Below are 21,621 nucleotides of genomic sequence, written 5' to 3'. Positions count from 1 at the left end.
CTGCTGCTGCAGTTCGAGCGTTGCGGGTTCGCGGCCCGTGGCCAGGCGCGGGACGATCTCGTCCACGCCTGCATCGCAGCGGCCCGCCACCTCATTCACATGTCCGCCGCCTGCGCCCCGACATGGCCTGGGAGGACGTGCTTCGGATGATCAATGACGTTCTGCCTGAAGCGTGGCGCTGGACGCAGAGCCGCCTCCTGCGCGCAGTGAACGCCTATGGCCGCGATGGCTTTCTGCCCGCAATGGTTGGCCCGCGCCGGGCGAAGGCATCGAAGCTGTCCGCTCATGCGAAGGGGTTCACAATCCGCAGCCTGTCTTCCACAAGCAGGCCATCTTGCATGTCCTCGCTCCACAGTGTGGTACAACCCGCAACCAGGGCGCTGGCCATGATCATCGCATCGTAGATCGAGAAGCCGTAACGTTCCGCCAAGGCGCGGCCGACGTCATGGGTCTGCAGGGTCAGGTCTTCGACGGGACACAATGCGCGCACGCCCTCGAGAAACGCCTCGGTCTCCTCCCAACTGAGGCCGGCTTTGCGGCGGCAGTTCACGAGCGTCTCGTTCAAGACCTGAATGCTGATCCGGGGTCCCTGCTCCAGGATGACCTCGGCTCGATCTGCCTTCGGTCCGTCGTCAAGTAGATAGAGGACAACATTCGTGTCGGCGAACTCAGCGCTCATGCGTGTCGTCGCGGCTCAGGCGTTCTGCAGAGGACAGCTTGCCCCGGAAGCGGCGCAGATGTGCAAGCACCTCATCAGCACGAGCCAGACGACGGAGTCTGACCTGGCCGTCGTCCTTGACCAGGTCGATCTGATCGCCTTCCTTGAGGCCAAGCTCCCGGACAAGCTCCGCGGGCAAACGGACGGCGAGGGAATTGCCCCATTTTGCGACCTGCATTCCGACCTCCTGCGTGGATATACTTTCTATAATGTATATCAGCAAGGTCGAGAGGGCACGCTTACCCCGGGCTCCAGGCGTCTCTCCCGATGCCGGGAATGCCGGCAAGCTCCTTCGCCAGGAACTCCACCATGAGCCGGATGCGCGCAATCCGTGCCCGCTCCGGAACGATGAGCAGGCTCAGGGGGATCGACGGGAGCGCATGGTCCGGGAGGATCGGTTCCAGCTGTCCGTCGGCCAGCAGATCGTCCACCAGCCACAGATGGGCGGGACCGAGGCCCCGCCCCGCCCGGTAGGCCTCGCGCGCGGCGAGGCCATTATCGACGCGCAGGCGCCCGCCGAAGCGAACGACATGGGTCGTGCCATCAGGTCCTTCGAGGGTCAGCCTCTCGCTGCCAGTGATGTTGAACATTCGGATGCCCTCATGCCGTTCGAGGTCGGCCGGCGTCTCGGGACGGCCCCGACGCTCGAGATAGCTGGGGGAGGCCACCAGAATGCGCCGGCTCCTCCCGAGGGAGCGCAGCTTCAGTCCACTGTCGACCAGCGCGCCGAGGCGAATGGCGAGATCCACCCCCTCGCGCACCAGATCGATCCGCTCGTCGGTCAGGCCGAGATCGACCTCGATATCGGGGTGCCGGTCCTGGAACCTGTGGATCAGCCGACCGATGTGGCGCACGCCGAGGGCGGCCGTGCAGGAGAGACGCACGAGGCCGGAGGAGGCGGCGCCTGCGCGGCGTGCCTCGTCGCCGGCTTCCTCGACAAGCCGCAGGATCTGAACGGCGTGCAGGTAATAGTGGTGGCCCTCCTCGGTCAGGGTCACGCGTCGTGTCGTACGGCTGAGGAGGGCGACGCCCACCGCCCGTTCCAGTTCGTTCAGGTGGCGGGTGACGCTGGACTGACCGATCCGCATGTCGCGGGCGACGGCCGAGAGGGATCCGCGCTCCGCCACCCGCACGAACGTGCGTATGCGGTCGAGCGTGACCTCCGATCCATCCATTCTACGGCACAATCCTATCCATTCATCCTGCATACCGCGGAAATAAGGCAGCGCCTAGGCTCGGCGGGCAGATGCCAGGAGGCTGCCCCCCATGAACGTGCTCATCGTCCATGCCCATCCCGAACCCCGGTCGCTCAGTGCCGCCCTGCGCGATGTGGCCATCGCGGAACTGACGGCCGAGGGCCATTCGGTCGAACTGTCGGACCTTCATGCCATGGGCTGGAAGGCCGTGGTGGATCGCGCCGACTTTCCCGCGCTCGATGCCGGCATGCGGCTGCGGGTGCCGTCCGCCTCGGGGCAGGCGGTCGCGACCGCCACGCTGACGGAGGATGTGGCGGCCGAGCAGGAGAAGATGCGCCGGGCCGACCTGCTGATCCTTCAGTTTCCGCTCTGGTGGTTCACCATGCCCGCGATCCTGAAAGGGTGGATCGACCGCGTCTATGCCCATGGCTTCGCCTATGGGGTGGGCGAGCACAGCGACCGCCGCTGGGGCGACCGATATGGCGAGGGCACCTTCGCCGGGAAGCGGGCGATGCTGATCGTGACCGCGGGAGGATGGGAGCCGCACTATTCGGCGCGAGGCATCAACGGCCCGATCGAGGATCTGCTGTTCCCCATCCAGCACGGCATCCTGCACTACCCGGGATACGACGTGCTGCCCCCCTTCGTCGTCTACCGCGCGGATCGGCTGGACCAGGCCGGTTTCGCCCAGGTGGCCGAGGGCCTGCGCCAGCGGATGCGCACGCTCGACAGCCTCCGGCCGATCCCCTTCCGCCGTCAGAACGGCGGGGACTACCTGATCCCGGAGCTCGAGCTCCGCGCCGAGCTGGGGGCACCTGGCGCAACCGGCTTCGCCCTCCACCTCGAGACTTCAGACAATCGGGAGAGCAGCGATCCCGACCCGTCGAGGTGACACGATCCCCGGCTCGGCTCCCGACCATCGGCTTGCGGTGAGACAGGAGCTCTCCCGCCCGCTGGGGAAGGCCTTCTTCGCCTGGCTCACCGCTCGGGAGGGGGGCGGAGCCCGCGCAGGCGAGAGGCGCCGGGCGGGCGGTTGCGGCCATCCGCTGTCAGAGGAAGAAGTCGCTTGCCCGGAGGCTCACGGGATCGTCGAGGAAGATCCGGAGGTCGGCGCGTCCGTCGCCGTTGACGTCGCCCTGGATCAGGGTCCCGCCGTCGTGGCGGAGATGGCGCAACTCGCCCGCCTCGCCGCTGAAGGCGGCACGACCGATGAAGGTGAAGCTCTGGTTGCCACGGACGCCCGTGTCGGCGTCGATTGCGACGAGGTCGATGTGGTCGGTGCCCCGCGCGAAATCGGTGATCGTGTCGCGGGTGGAACGGCCGCCATGGCTCGCGCGCAGGCTCTCGAAGACGAAGACATCGGCCCCGCTGCCGCCGGTGAGATGGTCGGCGCCGAGGTTTCCGCCGAGGCGATCGTTGCCGCTTCCCCCGCTCAGCAGGTCGTTGCCCGACCCGCCCGCGAGCTTGTCGTTGCCCGAGCCGCCATACAGCCGGTCCACCCCCTGTCCGCCCCAGATCCGGTCCGCGCCGGCGCCGCCGTTCAGCCGGTCATGGCCACCGCCGCCGCGGATGACGTCGCCCGCGGACGAGCCGACGAGCCGGTCGTTCAGGGTGCGTCCGTTCATCTCGATACCGGAGCGGTCGAGGGTGACTTCGACGCAGATCGTCTCGTAGGCGCCGAGCGAGAGGGAAAGCACGTTCCCGTCCATCAGCTGGTCGGCGTTCAGGAATCCGATGCGCGCGTCGCCGCCGTCCGCGAGCGGATCGCTTCCCGCCATGCCGATCTCTGTCGCCCAGACATGGCTGTAGCCTGACGCCACATCGGAGATGTCGAACTCGCCGGTCAGGGTCGAGCCGGTGGTGTTCGAGATGAAGATCACCGTGCGAGAGTCGCTGCCGAAGGCCTCGACCATCGTCCTGCCGGAGACCGCCCGCAGATCCAGCACCTGGAGCCCTACGAGTTCCTCGTTCATGATCCGCAGGGTCTCGCCCGCCACCGTCAAGCCTTCGTAGGTCTCGCCGGCATGGCCCGTGGTGGTCGAGAGACGCGTGGGGTTGTTCTGCTGAACGCTCCAGATGTTGGTCCGGTCGACGCCCGCCTCGACCGCCTCGGCGAACAGGGATACCAGCCACGGCGCCATGAGCAGGCCCGAGATGTCCTCGTGGCGCGCGGAGACGTTCCACTCGGAGACGTGCCGCGACATCTCGCCGAAGTCCGGATCGCGCGCGGCCATCCGGTCCCAGGTGTCGAACGGATTGTAGGTCCAGCCGTCCACCGAGGTCCCGGTGAGGTAGCGATGGGTGACGATCCCGTCCACGGCCCGCTGTTCGGCCGCGGTCTCGAATTCCCGGAAGATGAGCGACGTGGCGCTGACCGTCGGCCCGAAATAGCCCTCTGGCGCCCGTTCGCCGTTCGGCAGCACCTGCTCGGCGCGGCCTCCGGGGCCGACCTGCACGACGATCTCCGGTTCCACCCAGCCGCGAGGCAGGTCATGCGAGGCGCGAAACGCGTTGATCGTGCTCTGGATCACCGCGGCAAGCCTACTCGCGATCCGGCCATATTCGACGGCGCTCAGGGTTTCGCCGAAGATCGAGGAATTGTCGGCCCACCATTCGTTGCCGAGTTCGATTGCCGGGATCTCGACACCCGCCGAGAGCGCATGCTCGAGCAACTGCGTCGTGAAGCGGCCGACCAGCGCCTCGTCCACCGCTTCCTGACGGTTGCCGGCCCGGTCTCGGACCGTTCCCGCAAAGCGGATCGTGGGCATGACGAAGGTCATCGACAAGCCCGCCGCTCCGGCGGCGTCCAGCGCGTCCCAGAGGCCCAGGGTCGAACCGCCGAGGGGGCCGGCCCCGTCCGGGTCGAACATGTTTGTCCTGTCGCCGTAAACGAAATTCTGCAGCGAGCCGTTGGGGTTCGCGAGATCGAACATTCGCTCCGACAGCGTTCCGCCGGGATAGCGGATGGTCGAGACGCCCAGATCGCGGACCGCCTGCAGGTAGGTGTCGCCGGGGCCGAGGCGGTCGCGGTCGAACAGGAAGTTGACGCCGAAGTGGTCGGTGGTGACGACGGAGCCGAGCCTGTCGTCGCCGGACGTCGCCGTGACGATGCGATACATGATGCGAGCCTCTCTGGCTGAGGGACGACACCACCCCGCCGGACCCGGGACGGCAGACGAACGGGAGGACGCCCGGAGGACCGGACGCCCCGAGGCGGGGGATCGGGTGAAGCGCCTTCCGGCGCAGGCGGCGTCAGATCGGCGCGGGACCGGCGGCCGCTGGCCTCCGCTCGACATCGGCCGCCACGGAGAGGGCCGGGCGAGCTTCCGGCCGGTCACCTGCGTCGGAGCCCCGAGCGTTGCAGGGTGGCTTTCTCCGGTTCGCCGCGGGCTTTCCTCTTCCCGACACGATCGGCGGAACCGGCGCCTCCTTCCCCCTGCCCCGGTCCGGTCCCCGGGCCGTCAGAGGAGCAGCTCCTCGGGCGTCCTGCCCGTGGCCATCGCCTTCTTGAACCAGCGCGGCTTGCGCCCGCGGCCGTACCAGATCTCGTCGGGATTGGCCGGATTGGCGTAGCGGGGCCCCCGCGGGGCCGGCGGATGCGCCCTGCCCTGCCCGGTCAGGTCTTCCAGGGAGAAGCCCAGTTCGCGGGCCCGCCCGGCCAGTTCCGCGAGGGCATCCTGCCTGCGCTGCCTCTCGAGGGCCGCAAGGGCCGCGGCGACCTCGATCTGCAGCTCCACCAGCTCCTCCCGGGAGAGGGCCTCGAGGTCGATGTCGAGGGCAGCCCTGTCCCTCTCCCGGGACGCGCCCTCCCCGGGCTTTCGTCCTTCCTCTCGTCCGGGACCGCTTTCCCCGCGGGCGCAGGCCCCGGCGCGACCCGCCGGTCTCGGGGCGGGGGCGGGTGGCGGGATGGTCCGGCTCCGGGTGACCGGATGAGGTTCCGCAATCTCGATCAAGCTCGAAATCCCCCGTTTCGGGTGTCAATTCCGTCCTGCCGATCGATAGGCCCTTTTCACGGGGTTTTGCATCCGACCTGAAGATATGCCCAAAGTTGCGCAGCGGGTCCTTGGTATCATGCGCCCGGAAAAGAGCGGGTAAATCCGGCAAGAAACATCCGATGGAACGTGCCCTGGACCGCTCCAATGGAGATCGTGCGGAGAGACACCGGTCTTTCGAGCGCGGATCCCGGGTTGCCGCCGGAAAGCATGCCCTCCCCGCCCGATCGGGAGGTATCGAAAGATGCGGGGAGCGCGCCCCTCCTGTTTTTGCGCATGTCCCGTTTTACCGGAAGGGATAAGGCCGTCGCTTCATCCGGTATGATCTCGCGCTTTTCCGGGGACCCGCTTGCGGACCCGGCGCAGGTCCGGCCGGACCGTGGGGCCTGATCCCGGCCGCTTCCCTCCGGGTCATGACCTCCATCCTCCCCCGGCGCCTCGCCGGCGCGCAGGCCTCAGGGACCGGCTCCCGTTGCGGGGACCGACCGGGAAGATCCGGAAGGACACCGCCTGATCGCCGTCCGCCGGGCCTCGGCGAGGGCGGCCTCCACGCGGGCGAAGGCGATGCCGGCGGGCAGGCACCGGTCACAGTCGGGTGCCTCCTCTTCCGGGGTCTCTTCCGTGAAGCGATCCGACATCAGGATCACGCACAGGGCGGGATTTCGGGCGCGGAGGCGCTGCAGGTGGGGGCGGATGGCCGATCTGCCTCCGTAGGAGTCGAGGTCGCAGAAGAACGTGGTGAAGGCCCCGGGACGGTCGGACGCGGCGTCGACGGCGGTTTCCAGGGCGGCGGCACAAAGCACGATGCCCCCCTTCCTCTCGAGGAAGTGGATGAGATCCGCATGGCGCCCGTGCCTGGCCGTGGCGAAGAGCATCAGTTGGTCCGGATGGAAGAGGGGCATCGGGCTGTTCCTGCGGTTCTGGCGACGGGGCGGCCGGGAGGGGCCTTCCCCTCAAGGCCCCGCCTCCGAGGCGTGACGGATCTTTGTCCGGCCGCCCGCTTCTGCCGCCGCCGCCCGGCCCTGGGCGGCTCCACGCGCATCGGGTCATCTTCCGGATCATCCCCTCTTTCTCCGGCAGGCGGGTTTCGGGCATCAAGGCGACATGACGCCCGCATCGGCCCTGATGGTTCCGGCGGGAAGGCCCGCAATTGCCCCGCCCGTCTTTCGGCATTCGCATCGGGAGGACGGCGCCCGCGGAAAGGATATATCGCAAGATATTCCCGACCCCGATTACCGATCCATTCGATCAGATCGCGTGGCGGAGATAATATCTTGTTGCGGCCTTTCAGTGCCGTCCGTGCAATATTCGGACGTGAAGGCGGTGGGGCATGTCCCAAAGATCAAACCCGCGACCTCCGGGGAATATTGCTTCCCCTCATAAACGTGTAATTAGTTATTCCGAATAAGCCGGGTCACCGCTGCGGGATGTAGGTCGGCAGCGCGAAGATCGGAGTCATGAATCGGGCAATATCGTGTCAGGGATCCTGCAGTTCATCCGGAGCGCCATCGCGCAGCCGTCAGGCCATATGGCCGTTCCTTTCCTGATGGCAGCTGCCCTCTCGGCCTGCTCCCAGGCCGATCTGCCCGTCGTTTCCCTGTCCATGCCGCAGGCCACCACGGAATACAGGCTCGTGCCGAACCAGCGCCGCTGGGTCGGTGTCGCGGCGGGCGACACGACGCTCGAGCGCATGGGCGGGACCGGACCGGAGCAGCTCATCGTCCTGCCCAATGCCACGACCACGCCCGGCGACAATTTCGTCCTGCTCAAGGCGCGCCGGGATCTCGGGGCGGAGGGCAGGTTTTCGACCTCGGTCTTCTCGGAAGAGATGGATGAGCGGATCCGGCCCTTCCGGGGGCTGTCCGAGTCCAGCCTGAGAAGCCGCACCGATCCCCTGGGGCCGCTGATCTGGGCCGAGATGCGCCAGGGCAGCCTCTATTGCGTCCTCGCGTTCCGGCGGGCGGATGCCGCGGCGCGCATGCTGCCGGTCAATGCCCGCGCCGTCGACCTCATGATGCGCAACTGCGTGAACGGCGATCTCGAGACGGCCCTGGCGCCGATCGGGGCGGCCAGCCTCTCGGGCATTGCCGGGGCCGGGACGGGCGCGGGGGGAGGGAGCGTCCTGCTGTCGCCGCTCGCGGGTCCGCAGCCATGATCGCGACGGTCCGGATCGGATTTCAGGGGCCGCAGGCGGCCTGCCGGTGTCTCGTGGACCGGGCTCCGCGTCGGGCCCCCATATCCCAGGGGTCCGCATGTCCTCTCGTTCCAACCTGACGGGCCACAGCCTCCTGCGGGGCCTGCTCATCCTGGCCATCGCCCTTGGCACGATCCCCCTGATCATGCTCCTGAGCGTTCCCTCGGACACGCTCGCGCAGGGGCTTTTCGGGGTCACGACCATCCTCCTCGTGGCGGCCCTGAAGCCCTTCACCTGGCGCTCCATGCCGCTGCGGTTCCTGATGCTCGCCACCGCGGGGGCGGTCGTGCTCAGGTACTGGATGTGGCGCCTCTTCGAGACCCTGCCCTCGACCGAGGATCCGGTCTCCCTTGCCGCGGCCTGGATGCTCTTTGCGGTCGAGACCTATGCAATCCTGCTGTTCTTTCTCAACGCGTTCCTGCTGGCGGACCCGCTGAAGCGCGGGATGCCGGAGATGGTCCCGGTCGATCAGCTGCCCACGGTCGACATTCTGGTTCCTTCATACAACGAGCCGATCGACCTGCTTTCGGTGACGCTCGCCGCAGCCAGGAACATCCATTACCCGGCGCATCTGCTCAACGTCGTGCTCTGCGACGACGGCGGCACCGACCAGAAATGCACCTCCTCCGATCCGGTGGAGGCCGAGGCGGCCCAGGCCCGGCGCAAGGCGCTCCAGGCGCTCTGCGAGCACCTCGGCGCCACCTATGTCACGCGCGAGCGCAACGTGAGCGCCAAGGCCGGCAACCTGAACTCGGCGCTTGGCCAGACCCGGGGCGAGTTCGTGGCGGTCTTCGATGCCGACCACATTCCCTCGAGCGATTTCCTGGCCCGGACGATCGGCTTTCTCGTCAGGGACCCGAAGCTCTTCCTGGTCCAGACGCCCCACTTCTTCATCAACAAGGACCCGATCCAGCGCAACCTCGCCCTGCCGGACGCCTGCCCCGCGGAAAACGAGATGTTCTACGCGCTCGTCCAGAAGGGGCTCGACCGCTGGGACGGGGCGTTCTTCTGCGGCTCGGCCGCGCTGCTGCGGCGTGCGGCACTCGATGCGGTGGGCGGCTTTTCCGGCAAGACGATCACGGAGGATGCCGAGACCGCGCTCGACATCCATGCCCGCGGCTGGAACAGCCTCTACATCGGCCGGGCGCTGATCGCGGGACTGCAGCCCGAGACCTTCTCCTCCTTCATCCAGCAGCGGGGCCGCTGGGCGGCCGGGATGATGCAGATCCTGCGGCTGAAGAACCCGATCTTCCGCCCCGGCCTGACGCTCGCGCAGCGCCTGTGCTACTACAATTCGATGAGCTACTGGTTCTTCCCGGTGGTGCGGCTCATCTTCCTGCTCTCGCCCCTGCTCTATCTCTTCTTCGGCCTGCAGATCTTCGTCGCAAGCTTCGAGGAGGCGCTCGTCTACACGCTGACCTACCTGGTGGTCAGCTTCCTCGTGCAGAATGCGCTCTTCTCGAGCGTGCGCTGGCCGCTGATCTCGGAGGTCTACGAGATCGCCCAGACCCCCTATCTGATCCGGGCGACGCTGGGGGCGCTGCTGCGGCCGAAGGGGTTCCGCTTCCAGGTGACGGCCAAGAACGAGACGGTCGCCGACAGCTTCCTCTCGCCGATCTACCGCCCGCTTCTCGCGCTCTTCCTTCTGATGGCGGCCGGCGTGGCCGCGGCGGGGCTGCGCTGGGTCCTGCTGCCCGACGACCGCCAGGTCGTGATGATCGTGGGGGGCTGGGCGCTCTTCAATTTCCTGATCACCGGCTTCAGCCTCCGCGCCGTGGTCGAGAAGCGGCAACGCCGGGTGGCGCCGCGGGTCGATCTGAGTGTCCCCGCGAGGCTCGATGCGGGCGAGGACGAGACTGCCGTTCCGGTCGAGGTGGTGGATGCCTCGACCTATGGCGCCCGGCTGCGCCTGGCGGAGGCCGCCCATCGCCGGTTGCGCCTGAAGCCCGGGCAGACCATCACCTTCCAGCCGGAGATCCCGGATGTTCCGCGCGCCAGCCGCCGGATCGCCTGCGAGATACGCTCCGTTCAGTCCGAGGGACGCGACCTGTTTCTCGGACTGCGCTTCCTGCCCGACCAGGATGCGTCGGTCCGGGAGGCGGTGGCCTGTCTCGTCTTCTCCGATTCCGGCCTCTGGGAGAAGACCCGCCGGTCCGCGCTGGCCGGACGCGGGCTTCTGGCGGGCCTGGCCTATGTCTTCTGGCGGGCGGCGACCACGATCCCGCGCACCTCTCTGGACATGATCCGGCTCTCCTGGACCGCCCCTCCCGAGGAAACCGATGCCGAGGCGAAGGGGCCGGCGCCACATATCCTGGCCTTCGGGCAGGATCCCGACGAGCCGCTTCACGAGCCGCTTCCGGCCCGGGAGAAGGAGGACAAGGTCAGGAAGCCGCCCATGAACGGACGCGGGAAGGCGCCTGTCCTGCCCGCGCCGCAGGCGGGGCTGGCCGCCGCGCCGGTGCGGGAGCTCTCCGGCGGCGCCCTTCAGCTGTCCGGCAGGTGACCGACATGCGCATGGCAACCGTCTGGCTTCTGGCCGGCTCGCTGGCGATGGCCGAGGACGCCCGGGCCCAGGTGATCCGCTTCGGCGGGCCGGAAGAGCTTTCCTCCCCGGCCGCAGGGGAGGCCCCCGCGGACTCCGTGCTCCCCGACAAGGTGCGACCGGTCGACCCGGCCCTGCGCCAGAGAAGCGAGGCCACCGGTTCGGCGCCCCCCGGATCCGCGCCGGCCCTCCGCGCGCCGCTCATCCTGGTGGCGCCGGACGAGGCGCGCGACGGCATCCTGCGCCAGCAGGGCACGCGGGGACGGATCGTTCTCGAGACCTTCGTGTCAGCGCCCGGCGAAGCCGCCTCGCTCGAGCTCAGCTACCGCAACAGCATCGCCGTCCTGCCGGAGGCCTCCTCCGTCGCCGTGACGATCAACGATCGCGAGGCGGGGCGCTTTGTCCCCCGGGCCTTCGACGGGTTTGCAAGCGAGACGCTCCGCATTCCCCCCGGCCTGCTCAAGCCCGGCCTGAACCGGATCGTGCTGGAGCTGCATCTCTTCCACCGGATCTACTGCAGCCCGGAGGCCTGGTTCCAGCTCTGGAGCGACTGGGACCTCTCCGCGAGCGGGATCATGGTTCCCGCCGAGGCCGGGCAGCCCCCGCGGATGGAAGACTTCCGCGCGGCCCTGCGGGCGATGGCGGGAAGCGGCCGGCCCCTCGTGATCCGGCGCAATGCGGCCACCCTCATCGATCAGACGGGCACGATGGACCGGCTCATCGGGGTGCTCGGGGCCGCCACCGGCGGCCCGCTGCCGCCTGTCGAGCTGCGCGAGCCCTATCAGCTGCGCGATCAGGCCCCGCCTCCCGCCCGGGTGACCTTCCTCGCCTCCGGCCGGTCCCACATCGAGGTCCGCCAGGGCGGAGACGGGGCGGCGGTGCTGGTGATCGAATATCCCCTGGGGCAGCTCGCGGATATGGAGGCGCTGGCCCGCCTCCTGCCGCCGCAGCCCACGCTCGTCCCGGCGATCCCGCCGCTCGAGCCGGGCGCCATCCAGCCCCTCTCGAGCCTCGGCTTCGAGCCGTTCAGCGGCTCGGACATCTCTTCCTCCCGCACCGTCCGCTTCCGGCTGCCGGAGGACTGGCTCGTCCTGACGAACGAGCCGGCCATGCTGGCGCTCGTCCATTCGGCAATGCCGGGACTGCCGGCGGGATCCCGGATGGTGGTCAGGGTCAATGGCGAGGCCGTGCGGCTGGTGCGGCTCGACGGCTCCGCGCCCGGTTCGGACGGTCCGCTGGAGATCCGTTTCGAGGGACGCAGGCTCCGGCCGGGGATCAACAGCCTCGACTTCCAGGTCGTTCTTCCGGGTGAGCGGCCCGATCAGCCCTGTGCGCGGACCGAGGCGGACCGTTTCCTGATCAGCCCGGCCTCGACGCTGCAGGTTCCGGCCTCCCCGCGCATGGTCCTGCCCGACCTGGGACGCGAACTGGCCCGGGTGGAGCAGGCGGACGTGCGGGTGTCGGGGGACGGGCTCGGGCTGCAGGCGGTCCTGCAGGATCTCCTGATCCAGACGAGGGCGGTTCCGGATCCGGAGCAGGGGTCGGGACGCGTGCTGCATGTGATCGATCTCGCTCGGCTGCCGCCGCTTCTGCAGGATCGCCCCGACCTGCGGGAAATGGCGCTCCAGGCGGTGCTGCAGCCGGCCACAGGCCAGCAGGCGGAGCCCGATCCGCTGGCGGGCCGGAAGGAATGGAGGGCGCAGGCATTCCCGACCACCGGCCAGATGATGACCTGGCTGCGGTTTGCCTTCGGACCCGGCCAGGGATCGCTGGACGACTGGCTGCAGGGACGCAAGGCCGCCGCGATGCTGGTGCTGGGCGGTGCGGCGGAGCCCCGCAGCCTCTGGCTCGTGCTCGGCCCCGAAGCCGATCCGGGGGAAGTGCTCAGGGCCCTGCGGAACAGCCTTTTCTCTCCGGACCGGCCTGAGGGCGAGGTGGCGCTCCTCGACGGCGAGGGTCACTGGCAGAGCTGGAGATCGGATCGGGTCTGGCCCCGGCTTCTCGAGCCGATCGGGCCGGCGAACCTGCGCGCCGTCGCGGGGGCCTATGTCTCCTGGGCTCCGGGACTGCTCGTGGTGGCGGGTCTGGGCGTGTCATGGATCGTGGCAATCGGGGCGTGGCTGGCCATCCGGGGCGGCCGGAAGAAGAGGCAGGGATGAATCGCAGAACCTTCATGACGGCCCTCACCGTCTCCCTCGCGGCGGGAGGGCCCTTCCGCGCCGGGGCGCAGGGCGCACCGGTCTTCAGCCTCTCTCCCGAGCATCCGCTGCAGGAGGCCTGGCAGGCCTGGAAGCGCCTGTGCCTGAACGAGGAGGGGCGGGTGATCGACGCGCCCCAGAGCGGGGCGAGCCATTCCGAGGGCCAGGGATACGGTCTGCGGCTGGCGGCGGCCTTCGGAGACGAGGAGGCATTCCGCCGGATCTTCGCCTGGACCGAGGGCAACCTCGCCCTGCGCGAGGACGGGCTTCTGAGCTGGCGCTACCTGCCGGAGACCGGCGATCCGGTCCCGGACCAGAACAACGCCTCCGATGGCGATCTGTTCTATGCCTGGGCCCTGATCCAGGGCGGGATCCTGTGGAACGAGCCGGGGTTTCACGAGCGCGCCCGGATCATCGGCCGGGCGCTCGAGCAGGGCTGCCTGGCCGGCCATCCCGACGGCTCGGAGCGCAGGTATCTGCTGCCGGCGGCCTACGGATTTGCCAGCGAAGAGGGCGTCACGCTCAATCCGTCCTATTTCATGCCGCGGGCGATGCGCGAGGTGGGGATGTTCGCCGAAGCTCCCGCCCTCGCTCTGGCGGCGCGGGACGGGCTCGAGCTGATGAACGCGATCGCGGGGGCGGCCCTCCTGCCGGACTGGCTGCGGCTCACGCCCGAGGGCCCGGCCGACGCCCCCGGTCTTTCCGCCAATTGCGGCTATGATGCGCTCCGCATCCCGCTCTATCTCTGCTGGTCGGGCATGAACGCCACGCCCGCCCAGGCGCGCTTTCGCGAGATCCACCGTCGGGCCGCCCGGGTCTCGCGGGACACGCCGACGGTTTTCGAAGAGGGCACGGGACAGGTCCGGGAAACCAGCGACCAGCCCGGCTACCGGGCGCTCGTGGCCCTCAACGACTGTGTCATGGCCGGGACCGCCGGCGCAACCCTGCCGGATTTCGACGCCGAGCAGCCCTATTTCCCCGCCACCCTGCATCTGATGGCGCTGGTCGCCCAAGCCGAGTTCTTTCCCAAATGCCTCCCCATCTGACCTGCCCGCGGCACGGCCGCGCCCCGGCCCTCCTCCTCGCGCTCGCGCTCGCCCTGCCGGCCTCCTGGAGCCTCGCCCAGACGCCGTCCCAGGATGATCTGCGCGCCCTGCGCTATTACCGGTCGCAGAACGACACGGTCTCCTACGAGGCCGAACTGCGCCGTCTCCGGGTGCAGTTCCCCGACTGGACACCCCCCGCCGATCCGCTGGCCGCCATCGCGGGCGCGGCCGACCCCTCGGTCGAGATCGACGAGATCTACCGGTTGATCGCCTCGGGCGCCTTTGATGCGGCCGATGCGCGGATCGGCGAGACGCGCCTGAACCACCCCGGCTGGACGCCTCCCAAAGACATGACCGAGCTTCTGGAGCTCTCCCGGGCCCAGGCGGCCTTCGATCTTGCGCTGGCCTCGGCCGATCTCGGTCGCGCGGTTCAGGTCAGCGCCGAGCGGCCGGTCCTTCTGAGCTGCGAGCGGATCAACAATCCCTGGCGGCTGGCCGAGGCGCAGCGGGCCGCGGGCGCGACGGACGAGGCCTTCCGCCTGATGCAGGGCATCGTCCGGACCTGCGGGGACGCCGATCACGTGACCGCGACCCTCGAGAAGGCCGACGCCTTCGCCACGCCCGGACAGATGGCCCAGCTCTTCACCGAAACCCGGCGACGCTTCCCGGCGCGGGCCACGGCCTGGGACGGTCTCGAGACCCGGCTGGCGGCGGGGCACGGGCAATCGCCGCCCGCTCAGCGGGGGGCAAGCACCCGGAGCGTGCCCAAAACAGCGTCTGCCCCGGTCAGGACGAACCCTGCGCCCGCAGCCACTGCAGCCACTTCGGCCCCCTCTTCCTCCGGCGCGGCGCCCCTGTCCCGCAGCGCGACGCGCAATCCGGCCCAATGCCTGGCGGGCACGAGCCCCGGGGCCACCTCGGGCCAGGCCCTCACGCGCGCCTGGTGCGCCTATGACCTGCAGCGCCCGCTCGAGGCCCTGGAGCTGTTCCGGCGGGCCGAGGCCACGGGCTCGGGCGGGCAGAAGCGCGACGCCCGGTTCGGGCAGGCGCTCGCCATGCTCAAGCTCGGCATGGCCGACAGCGCCGCCCGGGTGGCGGCCGCCACCGACCTGACCCGCCAGCAACGCCTCGACGTGGAACTCTGGATCCTCGACCAGCGCGGCGTGCAGGCCTATCAGCAGGGCAAGTACGAGCGTGCCGTGGCCTTCCTCGATGCCTATGCGGAGCTTGCAGGCTTCGAGCGGCGCGATCTCGCGATCCTGCGCGCCTATGCGCTGATGAACATGGGCAAGCGGCAGGAGGCCCACGCGGCCTTCCAGTCCCTGCATGATGCCCTGGCCACGGAGGAGACCCGCCATGGTCTCCGGGCCTCGGCGCGCTAGACGGGGGCCTCTGCGGGATGGGGCAGACATCCTGCGCCGACGGGGGGCACAAGCCGCATGATCGCCTGCGAGGTGCGCTCGCTCCGGCACGAATGGGGTGACCTCCATCTCGGACTGCGCTTCCTGTCCGACCAGGGGCAGGATCCTGACGCACCGCCAAGTCGACAAGCGGCTCCCGGCGCGTGGCTGACCCCTTCCTGGCCACTTTCGCGATCTGCCCCGTGCCGGGTCCATGCGTCACGGGCCGAGGTCGGAAGCTCTCCATCCGCGCCCTCCGCAGGCTGCGCCCTCCGCAGGCCGCGACGGTCGCAGGATCGACCAGCCGATCCGCTCAGAGGATGAAGTCGCCATCCCCGAGCGTGCCGACACCCCTCACGACGATCCGGAAATCGGCGCGCCCGTCACCATCGACATCGCCCAGAACCGCGCCACCGGCACAGCGCAGTTCGCCCGCAACCCCGCTGAACGCCGTTGCACCGACCAGGGCGAAGTCCTGGTTTCCGGCCTGCGCCGCATTCGCATCCATGCGCGAGAGGTCAATGTGATCTGCCCCTCGCACGAAATCGACGATCGTGTCGCAGCGCGCTCCACGCCCGGCAGCCGCGATCGAGGCGAAGACGAACACATCGGCTCCGGCCCCGCCGATCAGGCGGTCCTGACCCGCCCCGCCGATCAGCGTATCGGCACCCGTCCCGCCGATCAGCCTATCGGCACCCGTCCCGCCCGAGAGACGATCCGTCCCGCCGTCACCCCGCAGGCGGTCATTGCCCTCCCCGCCCTCGAGACGGTCGCCCCCTGCGCCTGCGTAAAGAACGTCCGCGCCCTTCCCGCCCACCAGACGGTTCGCAGCGGCATTGCCGAGCAGCCTGTCCGCCCCGGACCCGCCGGTGGCGTTCTCGATCAGAGTGTCCGATGCGATCTGCATGTTTCCGATGGCGCCCATCACGTTCGAGAGCGCGCCGGGCATCAGGTCGATCACCTGCGCCGCGCGCCAGCGGCTGAAATCGACATGGTCCGTCCCGCCATGGTCCACGACAAGGAAGGCCACCCGCGCGCCAAGCGAGGCCGCGTGATCCAGCGCCCCACCCGCCGTCGAGCCCACGCCATAGACGGTGGCCCCGGCATGGATGGCGGATGCGTCGTACATCTGCTTCAGGGCGAGGTAATCCGCCAGCATCGGGGTCAGGTTGTAGGCCTTCGTCGCCGCGACACGGGTGTTCTCGTCCTGATCGAAATAGGACATCAGGCTCATCTGCCAGCTGTCGTTGGCGATCGAGGACCTGCCGAAATCCGTGACCCTCGAATAGTCCTGCGGATGACCCAGCCCCAGCGCATGAAGCGTCTCGTGCATGTAGGTCCGGAAGGCGTAGCTGCCGTAACTGTCACCCGGCTCGACCCGATCCGAAGCGATCTGGATCTCGGCCGAGGTGATCGTCGTGCCGCGGGCCGATGTCTCGGTGCGCGCACCCGTTCCGCCGTTGGAATAGGTGATCTGGGCTCCGCCGGTGGTTTCCGCGAAGCGCAGCCCGGTCATCGTGCCGATTTCCGCCAGGGCGGCGCGTGCCAGCCCGCGCTCCTGCAGGGTCAGGTCGCCGAGGTTGACCGTGATGGTGCCGTCGCGTCCCGCGTCCATGGTGCGGGTCACCCCATCCGGATAGGAGGTCGCCATGAGCCGTTGCGCGAACTTCTGCGGCGTCATGATATGCATCGGCATCGGCTTTCCTCCAGCGGTTCTGCAGCCCGCCGTATTGGCGGGCATGGGGCCGGACAGTTTTGCGCCGGAAAGCGGGAAAGGTTCAAGCTGCCGGGCCAATTGCGAGCAGCGTTCGAAAGCACGATGGCGCGCGCCACCGCCGGGCGTGGCGATGAGCCCGGCAGACCTGACCCGGGGGCCTCCTTGCCCGACGCGTGGGGCTCCGGACCAGCCCCTGACGGCAGTGTTGATGGCACTCCTTCATGCGCGCCGCCCTCTCGTGGCGGCGCGCCTGCCTTTCTGTCGACCCGGAAACGCGGACGAGGTTCGCGTCAGGATGCGGGAGGCCCGAACTCGTCTTCGACAAGGTCGAGACTTGCCCGGGCATCGGGACGCTCTTCGAGCGAGGCATGCCTCCCGCGGTGAAGAACCCGGTCTTCGCGATGGCGGCAAGCAGCTTGCCGGTGGTCATGTCAGGTGCAAGACAGCGGCCCGCCTGCAGCGTGGCGACACAGGCCGAGGCCGAGCGCTTCCAGAGTTTCAGGGCCGCCTGTTCCTTGCCAGCCTTTTCGATCCTGGCCCTGACCTCTTCGGTGTCGGGTCCGATTGCCGTCTCTAAGACGTTCTTGCCGGCCCGCTTGCGGGCGACCCAGCAATGATTTTCCCCTTTGCTGCGCTTCAGGATGGAGCCTTCGATCGAGGGGGTCGGTATGACCGAATGCAGGTGCTGAAGCTCCTGGTAGGCCGTCTGAAGAGGTAAAGGGAGGTCCATTGGTTTTCCCACACAAATTATCTTTTGTGTGGGAAAATGCGATGAAGCCGGTCCGTCGCAATTCAGGGGCTGGGGCTCCGGATCCCGCTTCCCTGACCGGGCGCCGCGCAAAATTGTCTCGATGCGCATCCCTTCAGATGGTTGCGATCCAGCATCCTCCGCGCGCTTCCGCTTCGATGTTGCAAAGGTGCTCCGCGGGCGGAGGTGCGGCGCCGTCAGATGGCCGATCGGAAGGCCGGATCAGTCACGATCTGGTTGATGAACGCGGCTGCTGCACGATTGAAGGCCAGCGCCGCATTCGGGCAGGCCGAATACGCGGAAAAGCTCGTCTTGTAGTCATGGCGGGTCGTCACGACGTAGCCCTGCGGAAGCTTTGACGACTGCACCTTGGCGGCCAGGATCCAGTATCCGCTGAGAGTGTCGACCTTCATGTCGGTCAGGGTGATTGTCAGGGGCGTCCCGCGATCCGAATAAAGCCCTGCCGCAAGGAATTCGGCAGTGATGGCATCCTGCAGGGCCTGTGCCGCGGATTGTCCACCCCCTACGTCGATCGGACCGGCGAGGCGGCAGGTCGGCTCCGTATTCACGCCCTCCGCAACCCGGAAGGCATGCACCTTGGCACGTTTGCCCGACGCGGCCACGGGCTGGAGCGCAATCGTGTTCTGCGGGCTTGTCTGATAGCTGGGCGTGACCGAGGTGTCGCAAGCCGTGAGCATGAGAAGGGGAAGGGCAATAACCGCCAACTTGGAAAGAGCGTTCATAAGTGGTCCTGATCCGATGATTCGTCGTGCCGATGCACTTCGGCAGCCCATCACGAACAGGTGAGGCAAGACAGGCAAAAGCCTGAACAAAAGATCGCATCGCCGTTGCGGAGCGTGATTGCGTTGTCATCCGCTCCCGGGACGGCGTCGCATCGACGCAAGCCCGCGGCCACGGCCGCGCGTTGTGCCAGATGGTCGAAGGGGCGCCGATCGGGCTTGCCACGTCGAAAGCTTCTCTCTTCCGACCCGCACCAAAGACATGTCCTCAGGCGGAAGGCCCGCCTTCCGATCGATGAGGGCGACACTTTGGTCGGGGTGAGCACACCCATTGCGCGTGGGGAAAATCCTTCGAAACCGGGACTTTGTCGCAGGGCCGGGCTTATGACGAGGGTGGAGAAGACAGGGAGGCCTCGGCAAGTCACGGTTTTCGCCGCATTGCAAGAATCTGCTGGTGCCCGGGATCGCTCCACCGGGCACCTTTTTTGCCGGAGACCAGAGGCGCCCTCGCCGCGATCCGACCTGCCGATCATCTCCGTCAGGAGTATGAGACAAGATGTGCGGAATCATCGGGATCCTGGGATCTCACGAAGTGGCGCCGGTCATTCTGGATGCCCTGCGGCGGCTCGAATATCGCGGCTATGACAGCGCCGGCATTGCGACCGTCCACGAGGGTCGGCTGGAGCTTCGGCGTGCGACGGGAAAGCTCATGAACCTGTCGGACGTCCTGGTCTGCGATCCCCTGCGCGGCAAGGCGGGCATCGGCCACACACGCTGGGCCACGCATGGCGTGCCCAGCGTGGAGAACGCCCATCCGCACCGCGCCGGCCGGGTGGCTGTGGTTCACAACGGCATCATCGAGAATTTCCGGGACCTCCGTGATGAACTGTCTGTCGCCGGCTGCCGGTTCGCCTCCGAAACCGACACGGAAGTCATCGTCCATCTGACCGACCGATATCTCGACAAGGGTCTCGACCCGGTCGAGGCAGCCCGTGCAACCCTGGCCCGTCTGAAGGGCGCCTTTGCCCTCGCCTTCCTCTTCGAGGGCGAGGAAGATCTGCTGATAGCGGCGCGACATGGCTCGCCCCTGGCCATCGGTCATGGCGAGGGCGAGATGTATCTGGGTTCTGACGCGATCGCGCTCGCGCCGATGACGAACCGGCTGACCTATCTCGAGGAAGGGGACTGGGCTGTCCTGACCCGACAGGGGGTCACGATCCATGACAGTCGGGGCAGTCCCGTCCAGCGCGCGATCACCGTCATCGATGTCGAGAACGCGCGGATCGACAAGGCGGGTCACCGACATTTCATGGCTAAGGAGATGGCCGAGCAGCCCAGCGTGATCAAGACGGTGATCGATCACTACCTGCCGGGGGAGGCTGCGGAGCCGGCCATGCCCCTCGGGGTGGACTTCACTGCCGCCGACCGTGTGGTGATGGTGGCCTGCGGGACGGCCTTCCATGCCTGCCAGGTCGCGAAATACTGGTTCGAACAGTTCGCCCGCATCCCGGTCGAAATCGACATCGCCTCCGAGTTCCGGTACCGCGACCCGGTGCTGGAGGACGGCGACATCGTGATCGTCGTGAGCCAGTCCGGCGAAACCGCGGATACGCTGGCGGCCTTGCGGCATGTGGCCGGACGCGTGGCGAGAACACTGGCGGTGGTGAATGTTCCGACCTCGTCGATCGCCCGCGAAGCGGATGTCCTGATCCCGATGCATGCCGGTCCGGAGATCGGCGTTGCCTCGACCAAGGCCTTCACGGCGCAACTGCTGGTGCTTCTTCTTCTGGCCCTGAAATGCGCCCGGGACCGCGACCGGATGGAGGCCGGCCGCTGCGCGACGCTGCTGTCCGAGATCCGGTCCATTCCGGGCTTCATGAGCCGGATCCTCGACCGGGAGGCGGATTACGAGCGCATCGCGGAAGTCCTCGGCGAATGCGATGACGTGCTGTTCCTGGGCCGGGGCGTGATGTTCCCGATGGCGCTTGAGGCGGCGCTCAAGCTAAAGGAAATCAGCTACATCCATGCCGAGGCCTATGCGGCGGGCGAACTCAAGCACGGCCCGATCGCGCTGATCGACAAGAGCCTGCCCGTGGTGATCCTGGCCCCGCGGGACAGCCTCTTCGAGAAGACGGTTTCGAACATGCAGGAGGTCATGGCACGCCACGGGCCGGTGGTCCTGCTGACGGATGCGGAGGGAGCCGCGGAAGCGGGCGCGGCTTCGCACTGCGTGGCGCTGCCCCGGGTGCCCGAGGTGGTGACCCCCTTCGCCTATGCGGTCCCGGCGCAGATGCTGGCCTATCACGCCGCCCTCGCCCGCGGGACGGATGTGGATCAGCCGCGCAACCTGGCGAAGTCCGTCACCGTCGAATGATGCGATCGGGACTGCCGGACCCCGCTCCGGGGCAAGGGGCGGAGTGGGACGCCACATCGACCCCGCGGCCTTCCAGTCCCTGCACGATGCCCTGGCCATGGAAGAGACCCGCCATGGTCTCCGGGCCTCGGCGCGCCAGACGGGGGCGCCTGCGGGATGGGGCAAACATCCTGCGTCAACGGGGGGCAAGGCTGCGCTCCTCTTCGTCACGCATCATCTGCTCGAGCGCGGCGGCCACGGCTGCGCTCTGCGAGGCGAAAACGCCCTGGTCGACCTTGTCGGTCATCCGCCCCTCCGATGTATGACTTGGTCATACATGCCGCATGAATGTCTTCAGGCAACCGGCGCATGGCATGTGCCATCATTGACCCGACCCGCGCCGGCGGGATGATCTTGTCGTGCCGGGGAGACCACATCCGCCCGTGAGGGACGCAGGATTTCGCCCCCGTCCCGCAAACGGCCCCCGGAAGCGGCCAGGGCGGCGGGATCCCGGTGCCCGGGTCCGGGATGCCCCGCGGCAGAACGCAGCAGAGGCTTTGCCGGACCGCAATCGGCAGTTGTGAGGCCGGGGCGGCCCCAGGGAACCGCCGTCTTCCTCTCCGGAGGTCACCCGAATTTTTTGCCCTTAACAATCAACATGTTTCAGCAGACGCTCCTCGAAATGCGCGCGGCGCCGGCCCCGGCGCGGGATGTACCACAAGATAGCCTTCCCCTCCGGAAGAGAAGCCGGGATTCTCGATGGGCAGGATTGTCCCG

Annotated in this window: 16 protein-coding genes and 1 pseudogene; 8 read left to right on the top strand and 9 right to left on the bottom strand. The window is 68.2% G+C overall.

Annotated elements, in window-relative coordinates; translation table 11 throughout:
• Window positions 1-95: 95 nt before the first annotated feature.
• Window positions 96-267, top strand: a pseudogene (locus ACTVZP_RS16970) (recombinase family protein); the annotation flags it as partial.
• Between the two features lie 16 nt (window positions 268-283).
• Here the strand turns inward: ACTVZP_RS16970 and ACTVZP_RS16965 are convergent.
• From ACTVZP_RS16965 to ACTVZP_RS16955, 3 genes are all read right to left on the bottom strand, one after another.
• Window positions 284-679: a PIN domain-containing protein gene (locus ACTVZP_RS16965; protein WP_443213352.1), complete on the bottom strand. Its 396-nt coding sequence runs from the start codon at window positions 677-679 to the stop codon at window positions 284-286.
• On the bottom strand, window positions 669-896 hold the full coding sequence (locus tag ACTVZP_RS16960) for an AbrB/MazE/SpoVT family DNA-binding domain-containing protein (protein ID WP_443213351.1): 228 nt from the start codon (window positions 894-896) through the stop codon (window positions 669-671). The genes ACTVZP_RS16965 and ACTVZP_RS16960 overlap by 11 nt, the downstream gene beginning before the upstream one ends.
• A gap of 61 nt (window positions 897-957) precedes the next feature.
• Window positions 958-1,893 (bottom strand): LysR family transcriptional regulator, encoded by a 936-nt coding sequence (locus tag ACTVZP_RS16955; protein ID WP_443213350.1) that lies wholly within the window; start codon window positions 1,891-1,893, stop codon window positions 958-960.
• Between the two features lie 91 nt (window positions 1,894-1,984).
• On the opposite strand from ACTVZP_RS16955, the gene ACTVZP_RS16950 reads away from it, so the two are divergent.
• Window positions 1,985-2,806 (top strand): NAD(P)H-dependent oxidoreductase, encoded by an 822-nt coding sequence (locus tag ACTVZP_RS16950; RefSeq protein WP_443213348.1) that lies wholly within the window; start codon window positions 1,985-1,987, stop codon window positions 2,804-2,806.
• Window positions 2,807-2,963: 157 nt separating this feature from the next.
• Here the strand turns inward: ACTVZP_RS16950 and ACTVZP_RS16945 are convergent, their stop codons facing one another.
• The 3 genes from ACTVZP_RS16945 to ACTVZP_RS16935 form a co-directional block, all read right to left on the bottom strand.
• Window positions 2,964-5,033, bottom strand: a complete 2,070-nt coding sequence (locus ACTVZP_RS16945) for a calcium-binding protein (protein WP_443213347.1) — start codon at window positions 5,031-5,033, stop codon at window positions 2,964-2,966.
• Window positions 5,034-5,375: 342 nt separating this feature from the next.
• Window positions 5,376-5,651: an H-NS histone family protein gene (locus ACTVZP_RS16940; protein WP_443213346.1), complete on the bottom strand. Its 276-nt coding sequence runs from the start codon at window positions 5,649-5,651 to the stop codon at window positions 5,376-5,378.
• Window positions 5,652-6,361: 710 nt separating this feature from the next.
• Complete coding sequence (locus ACTVZP_RS16935) at window positions 6,362-6,808, bottom strand: hypothetical protein (RefSeq protein ID WP_443213345.1); 447 nt, start codon at window positions 6,806-6,808, stop codon at window positions 6,362-6,364.
• A 572-nt stretch (window positions 6,809-7,380) separates the two neighbouring features.
• Between ACTVZP_RS16935 and ACTVZP_RS16930 the strand changes: the two genes are divergently transcribed.
• From ACTVZP_RS16930 to ACTVZP_RS16910, 5 genes are all read left to right on the top strand, one after another.
• Window positions 7,381-8,061, top strand: coding sequence for a hypothetical protein (locus ACTVZP_RS16930; RefSeq protein WP_443213344.1), 681 nt, complete (start codon window positions 7,381-7,383; stop codon window positions 8,059-8,061).
• A gap of 97 nt (window positions 8,062-8,158) precedes the next feature.
• Window positions 8,159-10,603 carry a UDP-forming cellulose synthase catalytic subunit gene (gene bcsA, locus ACTVZP_RS16925; RefSeq protein WP_443213343.1) on the top strand — a complete coding sequence of 815 codons (2,445 nt, stop codon included), beginning with the start codon at window positions 8,159-8,161 and terminating at the stop codon, window positions 10,601-10,603.
• A 5-nt stretch (window positions 10,604-10,608) separates the two neighbouring features.
• The gene (locus ACTVZP_RS16920; protein ID WP_443213342.1) at window positions 10,609-12,801 is read left to right on the top strand and encodes a cellulose biosynthesis cyclic di-GMP-binding regulatory protein BcsB; all 2,193 of its coding nucleotides are present in this window, start codon (window positions 10,609-10,611) and stop codon (window positions 12,799-12,801) included.
• A complete protein-coding gene (locus tag ACTVZP_RS16915; protein ID WP_443213341.1) occupies window positions 12,798-13,886 on the top strand; it encodes a glycosyl hydrolase family 8 in 1,089 nt (362 codons plus the stop codon). The genes ACTVZP_RS16920 and ACTVZP_RS16915 overlap by 4 nt, the downstream gene beginning before the upstream one ends.
• Window positions 13,871-15,268 carry a hypothetical protein gene (locus ACTVZP_RS16910; protein ID WP_443213340.1) on the top strand — a complete coding sequence of 466 codons (1,398 nt, stop codon included), beginning with the start codon at window positions 13,871-13,873 and terminating at the stop codon, window positions 15,266-15,268. The genes ACTVZP_RS16915 and ACTVZP_RS16910 overlap by 16 nt, the downstream gene beginning before the upstream one ends.
• A 331-nt stretch (window positions 15,269-15,599) precedes the next feature.
• Here the strand turns inward: ACTVZP_RS16910 and ACTVZP_RS16905 are convergent, their stop codons facing one another.
• From ACTVZP_RS16905 to ACTVZP_RS16895, 3 genes are all read right to left on the bottom strand, one after another.
• On the bottom strand, window positions 15,600-16,982 hold the full coding sequence (locus ACTVZP_RS16905) for a M10 family metallopeptidase C-terminal domain-containing protein (protein ID WP_443213339.1): 1,383 nt from the start codon (window positions 16,980-16,982) through the stop codon (window positions 15,600-15,602).
• 82 nt (window positions 16,983-17,064) lie between these two features.
• The gene (locus tag ACTVZP_RS16900) at window positions 17,065-17,733 is read right to left on the bottom strand and encodes a hypothetical protein (protein ID WP_443213338.1); all 669 of its coding nucleotides are present in this window, start codon (window positions 17,731-17,733) and stop codon (window positions 17,065-17,067) included.
• Window positions 17,734-17,948: 215 nt separating this feature from the next.
• Window positions 17,949-18,494, bottom strand: a complete 546-nt coding sequence (locus ACTVZP_RS16895; protein WP_443213337.1) for a hypothetical protein — start codon at window positions 18,492-18,494, stop codon at window positions 17,949-17,951.
• Between the two features lie 553 nt (window positions 18,495-19,047).
• On the opposite strand from ACTVZP_RS16895, the gene glmS reads away from it, so the two are divergent.
• The gene (gene glmS, locus ACTVZP_RS16890; protein ID WP_443213336.1) at window positions 19,048-20,865 is read left to right on the top strand and encodes a glutamine--fructose-6-phosphate transaminase (isomerizing); all 1,818 of its coding nucleotides are present in this window, start codon (window positions 19,048-19,050) and stop codon (window positions 20,863-20,865) included.
• Window positions 20,866-21,621: the final 756 nt, after the last annotated feature.

Source organism: Rhodobacter sp. NSM (assembly GCF_052244495.1).
In the GTDB taxonomy this organism is placed as follows: domain Bacteria; phylum Pseudomonadota; class Alphaproteobacteria; order Rhodobacterales; family Rhodobacteraceae; genus Cereibacter_A.
Note: the sequence above shows the minus strand (reverse complement) of the source record. Positions and strands in the feature narration are given on the sequence as shown.